Source organism: Nosocomiicoccus sp. HMSC067E10, from assembly GCF_001810835.1.
GTDB lineage: Bacteria > Bacillota > Bacilli > Staphylococcales > Salinicoccaceae > Nosocomiicoccus > Nosocomiicoccus ampullae_A.
This window is the reverse complement of the sequence record NZ_KV802759.1, coordinates 18,412-18,778: the sequence shown is the minus strand read 5'-3', so window position 1 is coordinate 18,778 and position 367 is coordinate 18,412. Positions and strand designations below refer to the sequence as shown.

At 31.6% G+C, this 367-nt stretch carries 1 protein-coding gene; it reads right to left on the bottom strand.

The genetic code is table 11. The annotated features are described in order from the left end of the window. Positions 1 to 202: hypothetical protein (locus HMPREF2767_RS08730; RefSeq protein WP_168162115.1), on the bottom strand; the 202-nt coding region annotated here is incomplete at its 3' end. Positions 203 to 367: the final 165 nt, after the last annotated feature.

Below are 367 nucleotides of genomic sequence, written 5' to 3'. Positions count from 1 at the left end.
TTGAATTATCAATCGCAAGCCAGATACCTAATGCTTCATCTTTAAATAAGAAACGTGCGATTTCTTCATCATCAAAATTAGATGTTGTTTCCAATGTAAGTAATAAATCATCAATCTTTTTTTCGTCATTAAGTATGATTACATCTGTTTTGCCAATTCCCTCATAAAATCGTATGGTCATAATTTCTTTTTCTTTAATCATCTTTATAACTCCTTTTTTCTACCACTCTTATATTTTGAGTGTGTAGATGATATTTTATTTACGCATACGTCAAAGCATCTCGTAACGATATTGCAAGTCTGCGTAACACACGGAGTGCTTGGACTTGCAATATATAAGTGAAGAGATGCTAGTATGCAAAGTAAA